This window comes from uncultured Bacteroides sp. (assembly GCF_947632445.1).
Lineage (GTDB): Bacteria > Bacteroidota > Bacteroidia > Bacteroidales > Bacteroidaceae > Bacteroides.
On the sequence record NZ_CANRPM010000010.1, the window covers coordinates 27,644 to 44,447 of the forward strand.

General features: G+C 53.1%; 9 protein-coding genes and 1 tRNA gene. 4 read left to right on the forward strand and 6 right to left on the reverse strand.

Going from position 1 to position 16,804, the window contains the following annotated elements; translation table 11 throughout:
• Positions 1-3: 3 nt before the first annotated feature.
• The 3 genes from Q0Z70_RS03575 to Q0Z70_RS03585 form a co-directional block, all read right to left on the reverse strand.
• Positions 4-2,946, reverse strand: coding sequence for a glycoside hydrolase family 2 TIM barrel-domain containing protein (locus tag Q0Z70_RS03575; RefSeq protein WP_298072774.1), 2,943 nt, complete (start codon positions 2,944-2,946; stop codon positions 4-6).
• Positions 2,947-4,140: 1,194 nt separating this feature from the next.
• Positions 4,141-6,282, reverse strand: coding sequence for a RagB/SusD family nutrient uptake outer membrane protein (locus Q0Z70_RS03580; protein WP_298072723.1), 2,142 nt, complete (start codon positions 6,280-6,282; stop codon positions 4,141-4,143).
• 30 nt (positions 6,283-6,312) lie between these two features.
• Positions 6,313-9,474, reverse strand: coding sequence for a TonB-dependent receptor (locus tag Q0Z70_RS03585; protein ID WP_298072725.1), 3,162 nt, complete (start codon positions 9,472-9,474; stop codon positions 6,313-6,315).
• Between the two features lie 340 nt (positions 9,475-9,814).
• Between Q0Z70_RS03585 and Q0Z70_RS03590 the strand changes: the two genes are divergently transcribed.
• Positions 9,815-10,948, forward strand: coding sequence for a glycoside hydrolase family 88 protein (locus tag Q0Z70_RS03590; protein WP_298072727.1), 1,134 nt, complete (start codon positions 9,815-9,817; stop codon positions 10,946-10,948).
• 185 nt (positions 10,949-11,133) lie between these two features.
• Here Q0Z70_RS03590 and Q0Z70_RS03595 read toward each other — a convergent pair whose 3' ends face one another.
• Complete coding sequence (locus tag Q0Z70_RS03595) at positions 11,134-11,862, reverse strand: DNA repair protein RecO (protein WP_298072729.1); 729 nt, start codon at positions 11,860-11,862, stop codon at positions 11,134-11,136.
• A 279-nt stretch (positions 11,863-12,141) separates the two neighbouring features.
• Here Q0Z70_RS03595 and Q0Z70_RS03600 point away from each other — a divergent pair.
• The 3 genes from Q0Z70_RS03600 to gyrB all read left to right on the forward strand — a co-directional run bounded on the left by Q0Z70_RS03600 (position 12,142) and on the right by gyrB (position 14,669).
• Positions 12,142-12,213, forward strand: a tRNA-Glu gene (locus Q0Z70_RS03600).
• Between the two features lie 42 nt (positions 12,214-12,255).
• Positions 12,256-12,510, forward strand: coding sequence for a 30S ribosomal protein S20 (rpsT, locus tag Q0Z70_RS03605; RefSeq protein ID WP_072546630.1), 255 nt, complete (start codon positions 12,256-12,258; stop codon positions 12,508-12,510).
• Positions 12,511-12,695: 185 nt separating this feature from the next.
• The gene (gyrB, locus tag Q0Z70_RS03610) at positions 12,696-14,669 is read left to right on the forward strand and encodes a DNA topoisomerase (ATP-hydrolyzing) subunit B (RefSeq protein ID WP_298072733.1); all 1,974 of its coding nucleotides are present in this window, start codon (positions 12,696-12,698) and stop codon (positions 14,667-14,669) included.
• A 136-nt stretch (positions 14,670-14,805) separates the two neighbouring features.
• Here the strand turns inward: gyrB and Q0Z70_RS03615 are convergent, their stop codons facing one another.
• Together Q0Z70_RS03615 and Q0Z70_RS03620 are read right to left on the reverse strand one after the other, a co-directional pair.
• Positions 14,806-15,825 carry an acyltransferase family protein gene (locus Q0Z70_RS03615; RefSeq protein WP_298072735.1) on the reverse strand — a complete coding sequence of 340 codons (1,020 nt, stop codon included), beginning with the start codon at positions 15,823-15,825 and terminating at the stop codon, positions 14,806-14,808.
• Between the two features lie 247 nt (positions 15,826-16,072).
• Positions 16,073-16,654 carry a DUF3109 family protein gene (locus Q0Z70_RS03620; protein WP_298072776.1) on the reverse strand — a complete coding sequence of 194 codons (582 nt, stop codon included), beginning with the start codon at positions 16,652-16,654 and terminating at the stop codon, positions 16,073-16,075.
• Between the last annotated feature and the right edge of the window lie 150 nt (positions 16,655-16,804).

Sequence of the window (16,804 nt, forward strand, 5' to 3'; positions counted from 1 at the left end):
ATTTCAGTTTGATTGTGGCAAAACAAAATCGGGCTTCCCCAATCCGGCGGCGGGAAGTTCCCCTTTCCGCTGCCGGAAGTCGAACATCAGGTCGATATGAAGGCCCTCGTCGCCCTTCTTGATGCGGATATTGCCCGGCTGGCTGTTCGGCCCCTGCTGTTTGATGGGCTTGAACGAATCAATGGCAGGAATGTCGAGCAGGAAGGAGAGGTCGCCCTCCGGGAAGCCCGGCATGGTCTGCTTGAGGCGTCCCGCAGGCTCTTCGGGCGTGAAGACGCGGTAGAAGATGCCGTCGCTGCGCGAGTAGACGGTAAACGGCGCCTCGTCGCTTTCCATCGTGGCCCAAAACAGATGGGCGTGGTAGCCCTTGAACTCAGGATAGATCAGGTTCTCGTAGCTCTCGCCCGTAATGGTGTTGTTGTAGTCCTTCTGCCAGATGCCGTACCGGGTGCCCGGCACGCGGTTCTTCCACACGCGGTAGGGGCCGCGACCCATCCAGCGCATGCCCGTGCAGGCCGCTTCGGGATAGGAGAAGGTCAGGCCTAAGTTGTAGACTTCGGTGTCCATGAAGGCATCGTCGAAGCCGCCTCCCCCGGAAGCCCGGTTCAACAGCACGGCGTCCATGTAGAGCAGGCCGTTGTCGGTCAGGCGCCAGACGATGGAGTCGGCCGCCCCCTTATACTTGGCGCAGAACACGGCTCCGTCCGCACCGGTGCGGAGGTAGCTGAGCGAAGGCTCGTAGCGCATCTTCATGCCCACAGCCACAGGGCCGTCCTTGAAGGGAATCTCCCGTCCGCCCGCCGTCACGCGGCTGAGCAGTCCGGTCGAGGCGTCGAACGCCACGCTGACGCCGGCGCTGCGCAGGACGTAGCTGCCGCCCTCCCTGACGGCCTCGGCTCGCGGCAAGGCTTGGAGGGTCATGGGCGTGTACTCCATCTTGTGCGCAAAGTACTGCGCAGCCAGGCGGATGGGATAGCTCCAGGTGCAGATGCTGCGGCCCTCCTTGTCGAAAGCCTCCAATTCGAGCACGTCGCCGTCGGCAAAGCCGGCAGGCAGGTCGAAGTGGGCCGTACCCGTCTCGCCCGGAGCCAGGGCAGGCAGCGTCACCCCGCCTTCAGCCAGGCGCACGGGAGCGGTTCCGTCAGCTCCCTGCATGGGCGTGTCGCACTTCAGGACGCGCCAGTCCATGCGGCAGTCCTTCAGGTTGGTGTAGGTATATTCGTTCGTCAGCAGAAAACGGCCGTCGAAATGCGAAGTAATGAGCAGCGGCTTCAGCTGTATGGGCGACCACTGCGCACGGATGGCATAGTAGCTGCCCTCCTTTTCGCGGCGCGGGCCCACCACGCCGTCGGGGGCGTTCGACCGGTCCGAGTCGAGGATGCCTCCCTTGTCCGAACGCCTGGGCGCCTCGTCGCAGAACACCCAGATAAATCCGCCGGCAAACATCGGGTTCGTCTGCCAGCGATCCCAGAAGTCGCGCAGGCCGGCGCCTCCGCCCTGGTCGTACATGGCGTGCATGAACTCCGTAGGCATGAACACCCGGTAGCCGTTCGTAAAGCGGGCCACACCCGTCAGGTAGGCCGGATAGTGGTGCGTGTCCAGGTCGTTGAAGTCGGCCCAGGGATGGATGACGTGCCGCTTCTGCAACAGGTCGTAGCGTGCAAACAGCGGATCCGTATCGTCGTTCCATCCGCCTTCGTTGCCGTTGCTCCAGAGAATGATGCAGGGATGGTTGACGTCGCGGCTCACCATTTCGCGCACCAGCCCGGCACCCACCTCCGAGTCGTAGGCATTCTGCCATCCCGCCAGCTCGTCCACATAGACCAGGCCCAGCGAGTCGCACATGTCGAGGAAGTGTTCGTCGGGCGGATAGTGCGAGCGGACGGCGTTCATGTTCATCTCCTTGATAAGCATCGCGTCCTGAAGGCTCATGGCTGCGCTCGTGGCACGCCCGCCGTCTACCGAGAACGAATGGCGGTTGACGCCCTTCACCACCAGTTTCACGCCGTTCAGGTACAGCCCGTCCTGCGGAAAGAATTCGATGGTGCGGAAGCCCACGCGGAATTCACGCGTCTGCACCACCCGCCCCTCGCGGTTCTTCAGTTGCAGCCGGGCCACATACAGGTTGGGGTTCTCCGGGTTCCACAGGCTGACACCGCTCCATTGCGAAGTGAACAGCTGCTCCCCTCCGTCGTTCCCGATGGCGTGTGAAACCTCCGTCCGTCCCGCCGTGTCGGTCATCACGCGGCCGTCCTTCAGCGCCGTCAGGCCGGTCACCAACTCGTAACCGCTTGCGTCGCCCTCCATTTCGAGCGCCACGCTCAGCCGTCCTTCGGCATCGGCGTTCAGCGTGAACCGGCTGACATGCACCTGCGGCAGCACCTCCAACCACACGGGGCGATAGATGCCGCCGTAGAGCCACCAGTCCGCTTTCCGTTCGGCTGCATTGACGGACTTGTCGGCCGACTCTTTGGCCACCTTCACTTCCAGCGTGTTCTTCCGTCCGAACCGCAGCAGGCCGGTGATGTCGTAGGCGAAGCGGTAGAAGCCGCCCCGGTGCACCTCGCCCGCCAACTCGCCGTTGACGCGCACTTCCGCGTCGGTCATTACGCCGTCGAAGAAGATCTTCACCCGCTGTCCGCTCCACGACCGGGGGACGTCGAACCGGTGGCGGTACGTGCCCACCTCGTCGCTCGGTTTCTCTCCGGGCACGGTGTACCACCGCCCATACGTGTAGTTGCCAAATCCCTGCAACTCCCAGTTGCAAGGCACTTCAATCGGTTTCCACTTGCCGCTGTTCTGTCCGTGCGTGCAATAGAAATCCCAAGTCCGTGTATCGTCGATGCCCGTGCCCGACAGATAGACACGTTCCGGGTGAGGCGCCTGTGCGCCCGCCCCCGCCGCCAGGAGAACCGAGGCGGCCAAAGTCAAGCCTTTCAAAAACATATTTCCCATACCAATCCTGTTTTTATTGCAAATATGTCACTTTATTCGAAAATAGGGAATGGATATTTGTACATATTCATGTATTTTTTTACCTATGTTCCATGAAATTTCCTCCCGCCGCCACGCAGCACTTCCTGAAGTCCCGACGCAGTGCTGCGTGAGGGTGTCATGCAGTGCTTTCTGAGGAGGGGACGAAGCACTTCGTCAGCAGGTCAGCCGGCACGTCGTCGGGACGGAAAAAATCTGCCCGTGAAAAAAAGAGGAAGAAAAACGGGATTTTTGCACGAGTAAAACAGTCCTGTCACACCAATTTGCTGATATACAGTCGGTTGCTGCGACAGTGACAGGAGCTGTACAAACTTTCTTGAAATATAATAAAAAATAGGCTGCCTTTAAAGGAAAGGTATTTTTTATTTTTTCACGGAAATGTTTACCAAAGGCCCTAAGGTGTCGCACTATTTTATTGATAATCCGACCTTTAGCGTGACAGGACTATTTTGGACCTCCCGAATCTTCCAAAATGTTCCTCATTCACGGGGCGCACGTTATTTTTTTCTTTATCCGACAGTTCCCGTTGCACGACAAAAGAGGCTGCCATCCCCTCTTCGGCGGACAACAGCCTCTCTTATCTAACCTAATACCCATGAATTAATATCCGGGGTTCTGCCACGCAGCACTTCCTGAAGTCCCGACGCAGTGCTGCGTAAGGGTGTCATGCCGTGCTTTCCGGGAAGAGGACGAAGCACTTCGTCAGCAGGTCAGCCGGCACATCGTCGGGACGGAAAAAATCTGCCCGTGAAAAAAAGAGGAAGAAAAACGGGATTTTTGCACGAGTAAAACAGTCCTGTCACACCAATTTGCTGATATACAGTCGGTTGCTGCGACAGTGACAGGAGCTGTACAAACTTTCTTGAAATATAATAAAAAATAGGCTGCCTTTAAAGGCAAGGTATTTTTTATTTTTTCACGGAAATGTTTACCAAAGGATCAGTCCTGTCAACAATATCCATTGATAATCAGGCGATTTTGTTGACAGGACTATTTTGGGCCTCCCGAATCTTCCAAAATGTTCCTCATTCACCGGGCGCACGTTATTTTTTTCTTTATCCGACAGTTCCCGTTGCATGACAAAAGAGGCTGCCATCCCCTCTTCGGCGGACAACAGCCTCTCTTATCTAACCTAATACCTATGAATTAATATCCGGGGTTCTGCCATGCAGCCTTGTCCGCGTCGGAGAGGTTCTGCCCATTGTCATCCAACAGACCGTCGATGAAGGTCTGCGGAATCGGACGCAGATTGTGATGATCCTTTATATTGGCGGCTGCACGCTGATTGAACGCTTTGGCACGTTTTACCAAGGTCTTCGTGCGGCTCAGTTCCTCCCAACGATTCCACTCACCGAGCAATTCACGGGTCCGTTCGTTGAGGATGAAGTGAATCTTGCCCTCAAGCGAATTTCCATCCACACCGAGTTTCGCCAAGATAGCCTGGTCTTCTGTCGGCAGGTTGCTCCAACTTGAAATCTGCAGATTCGATGCTCCCCAGCCTCCTTCAGGCTTCGTCAGACCAGTCGAGATGCAGTAGGTATTCTTCTGGATGTACGAATATTCGTAGGCCTGCATATTGGTTATCTTTTCGCCCTTCTCATTCTTGTTTCCTTTGGCCGTGTTGGAGTTTGCAGTCGAGTTGCCGCTTGCCTTGAATGCCTGCGATCCGTCTTCGTATGCCTCGCGGTCTTCACCGGCTTTGTATTGGGCACGTGCACGCAGTTCGTTGATGGTTCTCAACGCACCTGCATCGTCACCGTTGCGCACTTGGCATTCAGCCTTGATCAGGTATGTCTCGCCCGTCCGGGCCAGTGTGATGTCGCGATGTGCATCGCCCTTTTCAGCGGTACGTGTACCGTCTTCGACCTTGTTGATGCCGCAGTAGGTATTGCAGGTATTGGGATCACCGGACACTCCGTGCTGATCCATTTCGTACTTGTCGCCGTCGTAGAGAGAAACAACATTGGGCACCCATTTGCCACCCCACTCCTCGGGACCGAGGTTCACCGGATAGACGAATGTGTGCTTCTCGCCGGCACGACCTATCGTTCCGTATTTGCTTACAATCTGATCACCTTTCTTGTTCAGGATGAACATGATTCCCGGCTGACCCAGTGCAGGCTCAGCCCCGGCTGGACAGCCTGCTTTTTGCATGGCATCAGGAGTTTGGTAGTTATTATAGCCGAAAACGGTCTTGTAAGTCTTCCACATACGCGAATCATTCACGTTGTCGAATATGGCATACGCATATTCGGTCGGACGGCAGCGCTGGAAGTCCATACCGCCGATAAACTGACCGCGCATAACATAATCCCCTGAAAAGTTCGAGAACTGTGGGTTGAAATAGTTGTAGGTGCGGTTACCGTAACGTCCGGCGGTCGAACCCTCGTTGTGCGGGATGGCCATCAAAACCTCTTTCGATTTCTCGATATCACAGTCCGTACCCGTCCAATGGGCATAAAGCCGGTTGTAGTCGCTTTCAAGTGGGCGGGCGGCTATCACCTCATTGCAGAGCTTGATGGCCAGGTCAAGGTCGGTCTTTTTGTCGTATTTGCCGTTCCAGTCGCTGCAACGTTCGCTTTGACGATAGAGCAGCGCCTTGGCATAGAAGTGGGCAGCCGTATATTTTGTCCAAGCGTAGTAAATCCAATTGTTGTCGGCCGGAATCAGCTCATAGGCATTCTTGAAGTCTTCGATAATCTGGTTCAGAACCTCCTCTTCCGAAGCGCGCTTGTAGTTGCGCGGAACATCGGAACCCTCCACTTCGACCGGTTTGGTCTGCAACACCACGGCTCCATATTGACCGAACAGACGCAGATAGTTGTAACCACGCAGGAAATAAGCCTCACCCATCGCACGATCGTGGACGTTTTCGGGCATCATGCTTTCACTCGCAATAATCAGATTGGCACTGGAAATTCCGTAATACATCTGACTCCATACGGCATCGATACCCGGATTGTTCTTCGCGTCACCCGTTCCCGCCCAGTTGAGCGGACCGAAGTTGGCGTTATAGTCGTTCCAAGGCTCCGCACAGTTGGAACCGGCCACCGTAAATTCATCGCAACCATAGAGCGTCGTGGCATAAGCCCATTCATAGCCGCCCCACCAGCGGATGTTGGCATAGAGACTGCCGACCATCTGTTCCACGCCCTCCGACGTGTTCAACAACGCATCGGAAATCATGTGTCCTGCGTCCTCTTCCAAAAAACTATCGCCGCAGGAAGATGTTCCCAGTGTCAGCGCACATGCGAAGACACCGGTGAATATTCTATTCAGTGTTTTCATATTCTTATTTTTCTTGTTTGATATTAGCAATTAAAAACCGACATTCAGACCGAAAGTGACACCACGATTGTAGAAACTCGTACCGAAGTCAAGATCTACGTAATCAACCGATGAGTAGAGATTGCCAAGGTTGCGACCTTGTACATAGACTTTCAACGAATTGAGACCCATTCTCTGGCAGAGGTTCTTTGAGAAGTTGTAACCCAACGAGAGGTTACGCACCTTCAGGAACGATGCATCCTCGTAACCCAGCAATCCGGCGTATGGGTCACCGCTGCTTCGGCTGGACTGGTAGATAGGTTTCTGCCATTTGGCATCGGTATTTTCGGGTGTCCAATAATCGACTTCCACCTGATTGGCAGCACCCGACAATGCCTGTCCGCCGGTAGAAATCATATAACCGAAACGACCGTAGAGCTCGATGGCCAGCTCAAGTCCCTTCCATGTGAAAGTGTTCGACCAACCCATCGTCCATTTAGGGTTCGTGTTGCCTATGATTACGCGGTCCTCTTCATCGATACGGAAGTCACCGTTCTGGTCGACCGGACGTACAAGACCGGGCTGGAAATTGTGCCCATTGGCGTTGAATTTCTCCATCAGTTCGCGGTCTTCGGGGGTATCCTGCCACAGACCGGCCTGATCGTGGGTGAAGAACACACCGATTGACTGACCGATGAACCAGCCGTTGCCAATCATGTCCTGTTTGCCGTTAAGCAGCGAAACGATTTCGTCCTTCTGGTAAGCCGTATTGATCGATGATATCCATTCGAAGTCTTTCGTGCGGACGGGCGTGAAGTCCACGCCGAACTCAATACCGAAGTTCTTTGTCTCGCCGACGTTCATTGTCATTGAAGGGTAACCGGACAGCGTAGGAATTGTGGCAGCCATCAACAGATCCTTTGTCCTCGAATGGTAGATATCAATCGTACCCGTGATACGGTTGCCCAGGAAACCGAAATCGATACCGTAGTTCCACTGCGTGGTTTTCTCCCACCCCAATTTCTTGTTAGGCATCTTGTTGGAACTACTACTATAATAGGGCTCGTTTGGGGTAATGATTGTGTAACTGTCGCTCTTACCATTGCCCGGCATATTGTATTGCGAAACGACTCCTAACGTACCGTATGCACCGACCGCAGAGTTACCTGTCACACCGATACCTACACGGAGTTTCAGGTTGTCCAGCCAGCTGACGTCACGCAGCCATTCCTCCTGATTGATACGCCAACCGACAGCGGCCGATGGGAAGAAAGCCCACTTGTTGCCCTTAGCCAACACGGACGAGCCGTCGTAACGACCCGATACGGTCAACAGGAATCGTTCATCGAAGTTGTAATTGACACGGGCCATGTACGAAGCCAGCTGGTTCTCGCTGAAGCCTGTACCCATCTTTGCACTATAGTCTTTATTCAGGATATCAATGATGCCCATGTTGTTCCACAGCATCGAAGGATAGGGATAGCCCACGCCCGACATACTGGCACTTTCATGGTTGAATTTCGAAGCCGTCTGCAACAGGGTTACACCGACGGTGTGCTTCCCGAACTGGCGGTTGAAGAGAATCATGTTGTCCAATGTCCATGAGAAATAACGATCGGATCCCCATGTGACGTAGTTCTTACCGCCTGCACGACCTGCCGATGAGGCATCGATGAAAACACCGTTGCGACGATAACGGAAGTCGGGACCGAAAGCGATTTTGTAACTCAAGCCTTTGAGCGGTTTCCAGATTTCCCCGAAGTCGACCTGTCCGAAGAAACTTCCCAATGCACGGAAGCCCTCGCGGTTATCGTTCGATTTCTTCCATTCATCCATCACTGTGTAGGAATTGTTTTCCGAACCGGCAGGCATATTAATGATATCACCGGCTTCATCGTATGGCAGTGCATAGTTCGGCAATGCTTTGGCAGCGATGTAGATGTCAGTCGGACCCGAACTCGTGCCTGTCTGCCCTGTACGCGAATATCCGTACAGTTGCTCGGTGTAGGAGATGTTCATCGATGCACCCATCTTGAACCACGTTTTTGGGGTGATATCGACTGTCGAAGCGAAGTTGTAACGTTGGTACTTCTGTCCTTTCTGCGTACCGTCGTTGCTCAAGTAACCGACCGAGAAAGAACCCATGATCTTTTCCGTACCGCCCGAACCGCTCAACGTATGTTCGTGGGTGATGCCTGTTTCTGTAACGAGGTCTCCCCAGTCGTAGTTGGTAACCAGTGACGGATTCCATACACCGTCGACCCAACCTTTCTCAATGTTGGCCCAACCTGGGTTGCCGGTGAAGTAGTTCATATCCTTTTCGTATGAAGGCTGGTCACCGCGCGGGTTGATGTCGGGATTGGCGTTGTATCTTGCCCAGCGCACGAACGTAATCATATCACTGGCACTCATGGATGGCTGTAAATCATGTAGCTTCTCCACCGTTACCGTACCCGAATAGTTCAGGGAAAACTGTCCTGTCTTACCTCGTTTGGTCGTTACGAGAACTACACCATTGGCACCCCGAGAACCATAGATAGCGGTTGAAGATGCATCCTTCAAGATATCAATGGATTCAATATCACGAGGGTTCAATGTTTCGATACCACCTGCACTCAAAGGTACACCATCGACAACATACAACGGAGAGTTACTGGCTGTCAAAGAACGATTACCACGAATGCGGATAGAACCGATTTCACCCGGACGCTGATTCGATGTGATATCTACACCGGCAGCCTTACCCTGCAATGCTTCGAAGGCATTACTTACAGGCTTAGTGTTCAATGCTTCTGAATCAACTCTCGTCAACGCGCCCGTTACGTCCGTTTTCTTCTGGACACCGTAACCGACAACCACTACTTCGTCCAGCATCTCCGTATCTTCGCTCAACGTGACATCTATTCGCGTCTTGCCGGCTACAGAGATTTCCTGAGACTTATATCCCACAAAGCTAATTTGAAGGGTGGCGTCGTTTGCCACTCCTTGAATCGAAAAGTTTCCGTCGATGTCCGAAATGACACCATTCGTCGTACCCTTCACCAATACACTGGCACCGATAACCGGTTCGCCGGTGGAATCAATGATTTTACCTGTAACAGTTTTACCTTGCGCATAGCCGCTCATCGCAACTACCGAAAAGAGAGCTGTAAGAAATAGCCATTGGATGAAATGCATCCGGCCAAACAGACGTAGTCTTTTGTTGTTTTCCATACATAAAAAATTTTAATTATACATATTTTAAAAACGCTATTTCCCTTTTTGCGGTGGAAATCCGTACAAAGATATGACACCTTTTGCATACAGACAAATGGAAAATCGTACATTTACATGTAAATCCGTCTCACAAGCGGCCGAAAAGCGACTGTAAAAACAAAATGATTATTCATAAAATCATTTTCCATAGGCCGGAAGCCCTGCAAACTCCCTCCTTCCGCCTACTCAAAGAGCAATCGGAAGAACGTCCTTTGTATAAAATTCATGGAAACTGTACAAATCTCCATTGTGAAACAAAATCGTACCGGCTACTTTTGCAGCAAAAATCCATTCCAACATGAAAACAAAGAAAACAGTAACCCTGCTCATCGGCCTTTTCGTCCTCGGCATGGCCTCCGCACAGCAAGTCCCCGACCGGAACGAGACGTTGAAGACGATGGTAAAAGTCAACGACCACTTCATGAAGAAGTACAGCGATTATCGGACTCCGTCCTATGTAAACAAGGTGATCCGCCCCAGCAACATCTGGACAAGAGGCGTCTATTACGAAGGACTGATGGCCCTTTATTCCATTTATCCGAGGGAGGACTATTACAGCTACGCCAACGACTGGGCGGACTTTCACGGATGGGGCTTCAGAAACGGCACCACCACCCGCAATGCCGACGATTATTGCGCCAGCCAGACCTACCTCGATTTATATAAGGTATGTCCCGACCCGGAAAAGATACGCAAGGCAAAGGCCAACATAGACATGCTGGTCAACACCCCGCAAGTGAACGACTGGTGGTGGATAGACGCCATCCAGATGGGTATGCCCGTCTTTGCCAAACTGGGACGACTGACCGGCGAACAGAAATACTTCGACAAGATGTGGGAGATGTACGAATATACCCGAAACGTACACGGAGAAAACGGCATGTACAATGCGAAAGAAGGCCTGTGGTGGAGAGACCAGGACTTCGATCCTCCCTACAAGGAACCCAACGGAAAGAACTGCTACTGGAGCCGGGGCAACGGATGGGTGTATGCCGCACTGGTCAGAGTGATGGACGAAATACCGGCAGACGAACAACACCGCACAAACTATATAGATGACTTCCTGACTATGAGCAAGGCCATCAAAGACTGCCAACGCGAGGACGGCTTTTGGAATGTCAGCCTCCACGACGAATCGAACTTCGGCGGGAAAGAGACTTCCGGCACGGCCCTCTTTGTCTACGGCATGGCCTGGGGCATACGCAACGGATGGCTGGATCGAAAAGAATACCTCCCCGTCCTGCTGAAGGCATGGAATGCAATCGTCAAGGAAGCCGTCCATCCCGACGGTGCGTTAGGCTATGTACAAGGAACCGGCAAGGAGCCTAAAGACAGCCAGCCGGTCACTTACGACAAGATACCCGATTTTGAAGACTTCGGCACGGGCTGTTTCCTGCTGGCGGGAAGCGAAGTCTACAAGTTAGAGAATTAACCGGACGGATTGATATACAAAGGGCTCCGCCGTCTTCTTTTCCGTATTCCTTCTACTGCGGACAAGGGCGGCGGATTTCTTTTATCCATGCCGGACACATCGCCCGAAGAAATGCACCGCTTCCATCCCCGGAAAGCGGCGTCTTTTTTCGATGAAAACGGCGTTTTTCGCCCAAAGTCCTGCGTTCAGTCGAACAGTTCCTTCAGGACATCCAACGATTTCAGCTCCGGGAAGGCGGGCAGATGCAGACGGTAGTATTGCTCGATAACCGTCAGACAACGCATCCGCTCCGCACGGCTCATGGCGAACAGATGCATCGTGTCGTAGTTCATCCGCATCAGGGTAAGAAGGCGCGACGCCTCGACCGGCCCGATATAATGGGAATGTACCGAAGGGCGAAGAGGCGTAAAGCAGGCATTCACCAAATCGAAATAACAGCCGTCCGAATAGCCCTCCAGATTGGGATAAAGCCCCAGAAAGCGGGAAAGGCGCATCAGGAAGACCAGATGAAAGTTGGCAAACCCCGTGCGGCACTCGTCCAACCACACGATGGAATGCCGCACATAGGAGAACAAGGCCCGGTTATCCGCTTCCACGCAGACGGCACGGCACAAAAACTCCGAAAGAAACAAGGCGATAGCCGATTTACAGGGGTCGTAGGGCAGGGAGACAAACGGATGCCAGGACTTCGCTTCCTTTACCTTATATATAGTGGCATTCGGACGGAAATCGGCCTCCAACTCGACCAACGACAAGGGCTGAAACAAAACAGGCTTGACCGCCGCCTTACGCGAACGGGGCAACGGCACCCTGAAGGACACCCGGCCTGCCACGTCCGTATAGACATCGGCAATGCAAGCCGCATCCTTATATTTCACCGTGCGAAGCACGATCCCTTCCGCCTTTTGCCACATATTCCCTCCGCCTGTTTCGTAAATCCGTCTGCAAAGTTACAAAAAAGAGAAGACTTGGCCGTGTCCTCCCCTTTCTTTCTTACACAAAACGGTGCCTGCACGGCCTCTTCGGCAGGACACAAAGGCTGTACCTCCATCGCTCTACCGCCTCTGAGAGAAAATCCGACTATTGTATTCAAAAAAACAGCAAGAACATTTTGCCGGTTCAAAAATAGTTTCTACCTTTGCATCCGCAAACGGAAAATAAAGCGTTTGCAGGCGGAAACGCCGACCCAAGGAGGCCCGTTCGTCTATCGGTTAGGACGCAAGATTTTCATTCTTGAAAGGGGGGTTCGATTCCCCCACGGGCTACAAATAAAAGGAATAAACGAATTAAAAAAAAGATCAGTCGAGATGGCAAATCACAAATCATCACTGAAAAGAATCAGACAAGAAGAAAAAAGAAGACTTCACAACAGATATTATGGCAAGACCATGAGAAATGCTGTTCGCAAACTTCGCGCTACTACCGACAAGGCAGCAGCAGTCGCTATGTACCCCGGATTGGTTAAATTGCTGGATAAGCTGGCCAAGACAAACATTATCCACAAGAACAAAGCCAACAATCTGAAGTCTAAACTGGCTCTGCACATCAACAAGCTGGCGTAACAAGAACGCAAAGCCCCGTAACGCATAACAGGTCGGACAGGAAAGTCCGGCCTTTTCTTGTATGCACAGGCATCCCGAAGGCCGGTCTGCTAAAAAGCCGTAAAGGCAGAAAAAACTCCTCATCTCCGTAGCATAATTCAACGATTTTCACTATTTTTGCTCAGTTATTTCAATAAGCATAAATTATGACTGAAGAAGAGAAAATAAACGGTGAAAACAATTATTCGGCCAGTAACATCCAAGTACTGGAAGGATTGGAAGCGGTACGGAAACGCCCTGCCATGTACATTGGCGACATCAGCGAAAACGGTCTGCACCACTTAGTCTACGAGGTGGTGGACAACTCCATCGACGAAGCGATGGCCGGCTACTGCGACCACATCGAAGTGACAATCAACGAAGACAACTCCATCACGGTACAAGATAACGGCCGAGGCATCCCCGTCGACCTGCACGAAAAAGAAAAGAAGTCGGCACTGGAAGTCGTCATGACCGTACTCCATGCCGGCGGCAAGTTCGACAAAGGCTCCTACAAAGTATCGGGCGGTCTGCACGGCGTCGGCGTATCGTGCGTCAACGCGCTCTCCACGCACATGACGACCCAGGTGTTCCGCAACGGGAAAATCTATCAGCAGGAATACGCATGCGGCAAGCCGCTCTACGACGTCAGGGAAGTAGGCACCTGCGAGCCGGGGTTCACCGGCACGAAACAGACTTTCTGGCCTGACGACAGCATCTTCACCACGACCGAATACAAGTACAGCACCCTGCAAGCCCGCCTGCGCGAACTGGCTTACCTGAACGCCGGCATCCGCATCACCCTGACCGACCGACGCCAACAGGACGAAAACGGAGACTACATAAAGGAGACATTCCACTCGGTGGAAGGGGTGAAGGAGTTTGTACGCTACCTGAACAGCAACAACACGCCGCTCTTCGATGATGTCATCTACCTGAATACCGAAAAGGCCGGTGTGCCCATCGAATGTGCCATCATGTATAACACGGGCTATCGCGAGAACCTGCACTCCTACGTGAACAACATCAACACAAAGGAAGGCGGTACGCACGAAGCCGGCTTCCGCATCGCCCTGACCCGTGTGCTAAAGAAATACGGCGAAGAGACCTGCACCAAACAGTTGGAGAAAGCCAAAGTGGAGATCTCCGGCGAGGACTTCCGCGAAGGACTGATCGCCGTCATCTCCGTCAAGGTGGCCGAACCTCAGTTTGAAGGACAGACCAAGACGAAGCTGGGCAACAACGAAGTGAGCGGCGCCGTCAACCAGGCTGTGGGCGAAGCGCTGACCTATTATCTGGAGGAACATCCGAAAGAAGCCAAACTGATTGTCGACAAAGTGATACTCGCCGCTACGGCCCGTGTGGCCGCCCGCAAGGCCCGCGAGTCCGTACAGCGCAAGTCGCCCATGAACGGCGGAGGGATGCCCGGCAAACTGGCCGACTGCTCCAGCAAGGACCCGGACGAATGCGAACTGTTCCTCGTCGAGGGTGACTCGGCAGGCGGCTCGGCCAAGCAGGGACGCAACCGCCAGTATCAGGCCATCCTGCCTTTGCGCGGCAAAATCCTGAACGTGGAGAAAGCCATGTGGCACAAAGCCTTCGAAAGCGACGAAGTGAACAACATCATCCAGGCACTGGGCATCCGCTTCGGCCTGAACGGGGAAGACAGCAAGGAAGCCAACATCGACAAGCTGCGCTACAAGAAAGTGATTATCATGACCGATGCCGATGTCGACGGATCGCACATCGACACACTGATTATGACCCTGTTCTTCCGCTACTTCCCGCAAGTCATCCGCGAAGGCTACCTGTATATCGCCACTCCCCCGCTCTACCTCTGCACGAAAGGCAAGGTAAGGGAATACTGCTGGACCGACCAGCAACGCCAGCGGTTCATCGACACCTACGGCGGCGGTTCGGAAAACGCCATCCACACGCAGCGCTACAAAGGTTTGGGCGAAATGAACCCCGAACAGCTATGGGAGACGACCATGAACCCCGATAACCGTATGCTGAAGCAGGTGAACATCGAAAACGCTGCCGAAGCCGATTACATCTTCTCCATGCTGATGGGCGAAGACGTAGGCCCGCGCCGCGAGTTTATCGAGAAGAACGCAACCTATGCCAACATCGACGCATAATTCATCATTAACCTATCTCACATCTTACACAGAACAGTCCCGGCCGGACAGGGGAAACCTGCGGTCGGGACTTCTTTATTTCTTCACTTCGCTGAAAAGCCCCGACAAAAGCAGCGTGAAGAGACGAACTTCATCCTTAAGAATGTCCGGTCAGATAGGCGACACACCGTCCTACACGCTCCGTCCGATGCTTCACTATCCATTTATAAATGAGCCAGGGTACATATACTCCGGTCACGGCCGCCAGTACTGCCCCTACCTGCCAGGGCGCATGGGTAATGCCTAAAAAAACCTGCTGGAAAACCGCTTGCGGAAAGAATGAAAACAGATAGATGGCATAGGAGGCCCCATACAAATGGTCGAGGAAACCGGCCCGGCGTACAAGATAGACCTTTCCGAGGAAAATGCTGAGAGCGATGCCGTTGCAAGCCGTCAGCACATCTTTGCCGGGGAATGAGGGGATGAAGGTAACGAATGCCACCGAAAGCAACAGCGTGGCGCCAAGTCCGACATAGGGGTTACCGGCGAGGCGGTCTTCCACATGATAGCGGCAACAATAATAACCTAAAAGAAAGTAAAACAGGTAACCAATCACTCCACCGAGATTCAGCAGCCTGATACCTGCCGCCGGATTGAAAAGATGCAGCAGCAAGGCGACAAGCAGCACAGCTGCATGCCCCTCCCGGCTGTCGAAGCGCCTGAACAAACGGACGCCATACATAACCATCAGGAAGATGACAAACAACGTAGGCAGGAACCAGAAGTACACTATCACATTATCCCCAGGATAAATCAACTGGTGGAAAAAGGACTCAAATGAAACCTCCACAGGATGCACGGCAAAACGATTGAACAGGGCTTTGGGAAGGAAGGTCAGCGTACTGAGGGCTACATAGGGTATCAGCAGCCGCTTCATCTTCTTCCATATAAATCCTTTGCGACCGTATAGGGGGGGGGTAGACAAGGGGAGATGCTTTTTCTCACTCCCGTATCCCCAAAGGAAACCGGAGATAAACATAAACAAAGGCATGTGGAAAGAATAGATCCACGTGTGTAACAACAAGGGAGACGATGCTCCCTGCATACTGTGTCCCACCACTACAAGCAATATGCCGAATGCTTGCAGGAACGAAATCAGATTGTTTTTTTCTTGCATAAATACCGCATGTTATGCGCGTATCTACTTACTACAGGAAAACGGGGTATCGGGCCTGCCCCACAATCACAGACAAGTCACGTCCACACGATCCGCAGACGCTTACGACTTATTCTTATAATAAATAGTAAACGCTAATTAATAATCAAAATACCTTACTCCCTGCCGCTGCAGGAGAGCTTTGCTGCAAAGGTATGAAAAAAATATTTGCCGACAAAATCTGCCGCGCCGGATGTCTCTCCGCCCATCACAGCATCCCCTGCCGCTTTAGTTCTTCCGCCGCAAGCTCCAGTTCGCGGTACCACGCCTCGCCGAACTTGCGGATGAGCGGCTCGCGCAGGAACTTATAGACAGGGACATTCTCCTTGCACCCCAGCAGGACGGCGGCTTTGCAGACATCCCAGCGGTGGTAGTTCACCGCCCTGTAGGAGCCGTAACGGCTCACGCGGACGGGATAGAGGTGGCACGAAACGGGCTTGTAGAAGCGCGTCCTGCCGGCACGGAAGGCCTTTTCGAGGGCGCAGCAACAGCAACCGCGATCGTCATAGCAGGTAAAGACGCAGTCCTTGTCGTTGACAATGGATGTCACTAAGTCGCCCTCGCAGTCGGTGTACACCACCCCCTGACGGTCGATGACAGCCCGCGCCTCCGGGCTGAGGTCGTCCCATATCGCAGGGAGCGCGGCTTCAAGTTTCTCCACTTCGTCCGGTTCTACCGGCGCTCCGGCATCTCCCTCGATGCAACACTCGCCCTTGCAGGCAGACAGGTCGCACAGGAACTTCTCGCGCAACACGTCGAGACTTACCACTACATCGTCTATCTGTATCATCATGTACCGTTCTTATCAAACGCTTTCTCCACAACGGGGCATCCGTATAAGCCGCTGTCCATCAACCGCCTATCGGTTTATTCCGGCTTAATGAAAATAAACTGTCAGTTCAAAGCCTTTAAACTGACCGTACAAACGGAGTAAACCGAC

Bases quoted from the DNA above. Each gene is read 5' to 3' on its own strand.
- Q0Z70_RS03615 (WP_298072735.1), bottom strand. From the start codon at position 15,825: ATGCAAGAAAAAAACAATCTGATTTCGTTCCTGCAAGCATTCGGCATA.
- rpsT (WP_072546630.1), top strand. From the start codon at position 12,256: ATGGCAAATCACAAATCATCACTGAAAAGAATCAGACAAGAAGAAAAA.
- Q0Z70_RS03595 (WP_298072729.1), bottom strand. From the start codon at position 11,862: ATGTGGCAAAAGGCGGAAGGGATCGTGCTTCGCACGGTGAAATATAAG.
- Q0Z70_RS03575 (WP_298072774.1), bottom strand. From the start codon at position 2,946: ATGTTTTTGAAAGGCTTGACTTTGGCCGCCTCGGTTCTCCTGGCGGCG.
- Q0Z70_RS03580 (WP_298072723.1), bottom strand. From the start codon at position 6,282: ATGAAAACACTGAATAGAATATTCACCGGTGTCTTCGCATGTGCGCTG.
- Q0Z70_RS03585 (WP_298072725.1), bottom strand. From the start codon at position 9,474: ATGGAAAACAACAAAAGACTACGTCTGTTTGGCCGGATGCATTTCATC.
- gyrB (WP_298072733.1), top strand. From the start codon at position 12,696: ATGACTGAAGAAGAGAAAATAAACGGTGAAAACAATTATTCGGCCAGT.
- Q0Z70_RS03620 (WP_298072776.1), bottom strand. From the start codon at position 16,654: ATGATACAGATAGACGATGTAGTGGTAAGTCTCGACGTGTTGCGCGAG.
- Q0Z70_RS03590 (WP_298072727.1), top strand. From the start codon at position 9,815: ATGAAAACAAAGAAAACAGTAACCCTGCTCATCGGCCTTTTCGTCCTC.